At 64.8% G+C, this 4,563-nt stretch carries 4 protein-coding genes; 2 read left to right on the top strand and 2 right to left on the bottom strand.

All coding sequences use genetic code 11. The features are described from left to right. Window positions 1–66: 66 nt before the first annotated feature. Window positions 67–1,233, bottom strand: a complete 1,167-nt coding sequence (locus tag ACESMN_RS06690; protein ID WP_373052850.1) for a hypothetical protein — start codon at window positions 1,231–1,233, stop codon at window positions 67–69. Between the two features lie 154 nt (window positions 1,234–1,387). Here ACESMN_RS06690 and adk point away from each other — a divergent pair, with 154 nt between their 5' ends. After that, window positions 1,388–2,041: an adenylate kinase gene (gene adk / locus ACESMN_RS06685; RefSeq protein WP_373052819.1), complete on the top strand. Its 654-nt coding sequence runs from the start codon at window positions 1,388–1,390 to the stop codon at window positions 2,039–2,041. Between the two features lie 72 nt (window positions 2,042–2,113). Here adk and ACESMN_RS06680 read toward each other — a convergent pair whose 3' ends face one another. Next, window positions 2,114–3,322: a 6-phosphofructokinase gene (locus ACESMN_RS06680; protein ID WP_373052818.1), complete on the bottom strand. Its 1,209-nt coding sequence runs from the start codon at window positions 3,320–3,322 to the stop codon at window positions 2,114–2,116. 172 nt (window positions 3,323–3,494) lie between these two features. On the opposite strand from ACESMN_RS06680, the gene moaA reads away from it, so the two are divergent. Then, window positions 3,495–4,481 carry a GTP 3',8-cyclase MoaA gene (moaA, locus tag ACESMN_RS06675; protein ID WP_373052817.1) on the top strand — a complete coding sequence of 329 codons (987 nt, stop codon included), beginning with the start codon at window positions 3,495–3,497 and terminating at the stop codon, window positions 4,479–4,481. Window positions 4,482–4,563: the final 82 nt, after the last annotated feature.

Raw genomic sequence — 4,563 nt, 5'->3', positions numbered from 1 at the left:
GATCGCGGCCAGAGGCCGCTCCTGCGAGCCCCCCGTGGGAGCGGCTTCCAGCCGCGATCCCGCACGCTAACCCGCCGGCCAGTAATCCGTCGCGATCCCCTCGCCCAGGTCGGCCTCGATCAGGCGCCGGCGCACCTCGAGCAGCCGCTCGATCAGCGCGGGTTCCCGCCTCTCGTAGGCCTCTGCGTCCGGTTTCCGGTTCACCACCACGCCCAGCAGCTCGGTGATCGCGTTGCCGATCGAGTTCTGGCTGATGGTCACGATCAGCTGGCCCGCGTCGTTTCGGTAGATGAGCTGCTTGAAGGCGGGCTGCCAGCGGATGGCATGGGCGTACCGGGCATCGTGCATGCAGAGGTCGCGCACCTTCTTCGCGGTCTTCAGGAAGTCGTTGTTGAACAGCAGCACCTCCTCGACGTGACGCGGGAAGTGAACCCCCTCGGGCATCGGTGCATTGCGCGTGGACACCTGCGAGAAGAAGGTCCGGTAGAAATCCAGGAAGCCCTTCAGGATCTCGTCATACTCCTGCCAGAAGCGCACCTCGCCAAGCGCCGCCGCGCCGCCCTGTATCTCCCAGCTGGGCAGGCCCTGCGGATACCCCGTGAGGTCCAGGCGTGCGTCGGCGTCGGCCGTGGGCTTCAGGATCCGCAGCTCCAGGGCTCGGGTGAAGAACTCCCGGTAGACGTCCCGCATGTAGGCCTGAAAGAGGCTGTGCTGGCCGCCGTCGGTAAGGTTGGGGTTGGCCGCGTCCGCCAGCGGCGCCCGCTTCAGATCCACCATCGGGAACACCATGAAGTGGTTGTGCAGCATGCGGATGCTGGGCACGCCCGGGGCGGTCAGCGGCCAGGTCGCGTCCAGGCTCGCCTCACCGGCAAGGATCAAGGCGTCGGCAGGATCGGGGTATTGCTCGAGCATGTACTCGATGATGATGCCGTTCATCCGGTTCCAGACCTGCCGCACGTGGTCAGGGACCTGCGTGCGCCGCACGGGTCTGCCGAGTGGGTCCAGGATCACCTTCGAGGTGTTGTAGATGATCGAGGTGTCGAACTCGTTGCTGTGCCCGAGCGCCTTGCGGTAGAGCAGCAGATTCTCCGGGTTGACCAGCAGCCCGTTGTTGTTGACCAGGTCCGCGAGATTCTCGGTGCTGTTGAAGAACTCGTTCGGCTTCATACCCTCCGGAATATCCAGCGGTATCGGTCGGAACGGCGTGGTGATTTCGCGTGGGCCGGGTTCCATCATCGTTCCAGTTTCCTCCGTCTGAGTGTGCGGAGCCACGTAAGCGCAAGCCTTGTGCGGGGCTCCACAGAAGCTGTACTGTAGCGCCGCGCAACTCGCGGCCGGTTGGCGCCGGGTGCAAAACATACCTTCAAGACACTAAAGGAGCGAAGTCATGCGATTGATTCTTTTGGGCCCGCCGGGCGCCGGCAAGGGCACGCAGGCCCAGTACATCTGCGAGCGCTACGGCATACCGCAGATCTCGACCGGCGACATGCTGCGCGCCGCCGTTAAGGCGGGTACCCCGCTCGGCATGGAAGCGAAGAAGGTGATGGACGCTGGCGGCCTGGTCTCGGACGACATCATTCTGGGTCTGATCAAGGAGCGACTGCAGCAGCCGGATTGCGCGCAGGGGTTCCTGTTCGACGGCTTCCCGCGCACCATCCCCCAGGCCGAGGCCCTGAAGGACGAGGGTATCACGCTCGATTTCGTGGTCCAGATCGACGTCGACGACGAAGAGATCATCAAGCGGATGAGCGGCCGCCGCGTGCATCCCGCCTCGGGCAGGACCTACCACGTGATCTTCAACCCGCCGCGGATCGAAGGCCGGGACGACCTCACCGACGAGCCGCTGATCCAGCGCGAGGACGACCAGGAAGAGACCGTGCGCAAGCGCCTCGAGGTCTATCACAACCAGACCAAGCCGCTGGTCGACTTCTACTCCAGGTGGGCCGAGAGCGGTGACCCGGATGCCCCGCGTTACGTGAGGATCGAGGGCGTGGGCTCGGTCACCGATATCCGGGACCGGATCTTCGAGGCACTGGGTTAGGTCGTACCCTCATCCCCAAGCCCCTCTCCCGCTGGTGCGGGAGAGGGGAGGCCCGGGCAGGTCCCCTCCGGCTCAGGGATTCAGCACCCGGGGCACCAGGTTCTGGCGCAACCGGTAGGCGTCCGGCATTCCCGAACCCAGCAGCGGCCGCAGATAGAGCCGGAAGGCGTCGGTTACGTCGGTACCGGAATCGGCGATGAACTCGTCCGGCATCACCTTGGTCTTGCCGGCAACGGTTTCCAGCGGAACGAGGCGATAGTCCGAGGAGTAGAAACCGGTGCGATCGATGACCACCGAGCCATCGTTGTCGTCCCACATCGCATACTGCACTGCCTTCTCCCCCACTTCCCGCGCCTCGCGCTGGTCCACGTCGGAGACGCAGCCGATGAACGAGCGCTGCACGTAACCGAAGGTGTCGCCGCGCACCCGCTTCACACCGAGCTTGGTACGGATCTCCTCGCAGAGCATGTCGGCCAGGGCGCCAGTGCCCGAAAGCTGCACGTTGCCATGGGCGTCCTGCTCGACGTTCTTGGCCAGCTTCACCGCGATCGGCACGCCCTCCTCGTCGTGGATCCCCTCGCTCACCGCGATCACGCATCGGCCGTAGCGGTCCATCGTCGCCTTGACGTCGGCCAGGAACTTCTCGACGTTGAAGACGCGCTCAGGCAGGTAGATCAGGTGCGGGCCATCATCGGGGAACTTCTTGCCCAGTGCGGACGCGGCGGTCAGGAAGCCGGCGTGGCGTCCCATCACCACCGCAATGTAGATGCCCGGAAGGGCGGAGTTGTCCAGGTTGGCACCGATGAAGGCCTGGGCCACGAAGCGAGCGGCCGACGGGAAACCCGGCGTGTGGTCATTCACCACCAGATCGTTGTCGATCGTCTTCGGGATATGGATGCAGCGCATTGCGTAGTCGGCCTTGCGCGCCTCCTCGCTGACGATCCGCACCGTGTCGGAGGAGTCGTTGCCGCCGATGTAGAAGAAGTAGCTGATCTCGTGTGCCTGGAGGACCTTGAAGATCTCCTGGCAGTACTTCAGATCCGGCTTGTCCCGGGTGGAACCGAGGGCCGAAGACGGCGTGTTCGCCACCATCTCGAGATTGTGGGTGGTCTCCTGCGTCAGGTCGAGGAGCTCCTCGTCGACGATGCCGCGCACCCCGTGGAATGCGCCGTAGACCAGGTCCACGTTGTTGAACTTGCGTGACTCCAGGACCGCACCAACCATCGACTGGTTGATGACCGCCGTCGGCCCTCCGCCCTGTGCAATCAGAACTTTAGCCATCCTCTGTCTCCGATGCTTTTTGATTTTGGCATTTTAAAATCTGCATGCGCCCGGACACTGGGCCGGGCACGGTTGGCGACTATACGCGATGCGTATCCGACCGGGTAGGGGGTATCCGCCGTGCCGGCTGAGGGAAATGGCACAATCCGTGTTTTCGGCTACTCTCGGCCTCATGAGCGAAACCGCCCTCGTCGATCCCTTCGGCCGTCGCATCGAATACGTTCGGGTATCCGTGACCGACCGCTGCGACCTGCGCTGCTTTTACTGCATGCCGCGCGGGTTCCGGGACTTCGAGGAGCCGGAGCACTGGCTCAGCTTCGACGAACTCGAGCGCGTGATGGCGGCCTTCGCCCGCCTCGGCACCCGCCGCATTCGCCTGACGGGCGGCGAGCCGCTGGTGCGCCGGGATCTGCCCGACCTGGCGGCAAGACTCTCCGCACTGCCCGGGGTGGAGGACATCTCCCTGTCCACCAACGCCACCCGCCTGGCGAAATCCGCCGAGGCGCTGTTCGCCGGCGGTGTGCGCCGCATCAACGTGAGTCTCGATTCACTGAAACCCGAGGTCTTCCGGGAAGTCACCGCCGGCAAGCTGGACAAGGTGATCGCCGGGCTGATGGCCGCGAAGAGGGCCGGGTTCCGCCCGATCAAGATCAACATGGTCGTGATGGGCGGCGTGAACGAGGACGAGGTCGAGGACATGGTCGACTTCTGCCTGGAACACGGCTTCACGCTGCGCTTCATCGAGACCATGCCGATGGGAGCGACCGGCCGCGAGGCGACCGACCGCTTCGTGGACCTCCGGCGGGTGAAGGAGCGCCTCGCGCAGCGCTTCGAACTCATCCCCGGGATGATGCCGGGCGGCGGGCCGGCGCGTTACGTGCGGGTCGCCGGGACAGACCTGCACATCGGCTTCATCACGCCGATCTCGCAGCACTTCTGCGAGACCTGCAACCGTGTGCGGCTGTCGGTGGATGGCACGATCTACACCTGTCTGGGCAACGAACACAAGCTGGAACTGCGGCCACGGCTTCGGACGGGCTGCTCGGACCGGGAGCTCGAGGAGGCGATCCTCGAGGCCATCGCCCTGAAACCGGAGCGACACGAGTTCCGGGAGCGGCCCGAAAAGGTGCTGCGCTTCATGTCGATGACCGGCGGCTAGTGGGCCATGCGGAAAGTTCGGTGACTATGGAGCACAGCCAGAAGGGCCGGAGCAAGGCGGGCAAGTGCAGGAATAGTGGGCC

It is taken from the genome of Thioalkalivibrio sp. (genome assembly GCF_041690275.1).
Classification (GTDB): Bacteria; Pseudomonadota; Gammaproteobacteria; order Ectothiorhodospirales; family Ectothiorhodospiraceae; genus Thioalkalivibrio.
Note: the sequence above shows the minus strand (reverse complement) of the source record. Positions and strands in the feature narration are given on the sequence as shown.

Coding starts and splice junctions, on each gene's coding strand:
- ACESMN_RS06690 (WP_373052850.1), bottom strand. CDS start 1,233: ATGGAACCCGGCCCACGCGAAATCACCACGCCGTTCCGACCGATACCG.
- adk (WP_373052819.1), top strand. CDS start 1,388: ATGCGATTGATTCTTTTGGGCCCGCCGGGCGCCGGCAAGGGCACGCAG.
- moaA (WP_373052817.1), top strand. CDS start 3,495: ATGAGCGAAACCGCCCTCGTCGATCCCTTCGGCCGTCGCATCGAATAC.
- ACESMN_RS06680 (WP_373052818.1), bottom strand. CDS start 3,322: ATGGCTAAAGTTCTGATTGCACAGGGCGGAGGGCCGACGGCGGTCATC.